The organism is Pseudoalteromonas sp. SANK 73390, from assembly GCF_054966645.1.
This window is the reverse complement of sequence record NZ_ARPN01000145.1, coordinates 1-319: the sequence shown is the minus strand read 5'-3', so window position 1 is coordinate 319 and position 319 is coordinate 1. Positions and strand designations below refer to the sequence as shown.

Here is a 319-nt window from a genome sequence, read left to right as displayed (position 1 = left end):
TCGCGATATCTTCATTGAGTACGCGCATAAACCAGCTAATATCCGCCAGTCGTTTTCGATAATCGGCAATGGTCGATTTAAAAAGAATTGTTGCGCTTTATCTAGCTTATCGCCTTGTAAATATTTTTGTGTAAGCAGCGTGCCTTTGAATAATTTGTGCCAACGAATAAGTATGGCTTTATCATTCAGTCTATTGGCTTTTTTATCATCCACATACAACACAATATGCGTATGATTGCTCATCACTGCATAAGCACACACATCAATGCAAAATACTTTGGCTAGCGCTAGTAGTTTATCTTCTACCCATTGCCTACGA

The 319-nt window shown here is 38.6% G+C and carries 1 pseudogene; it reads right to left on the bottom strand.

What is annotated here, in order from left to right:
- Positions 1-319 (bottom strand): annotated as a pseudogene (locus tag SANK73390_RS18555) (transposase); the annotation flags it as partial.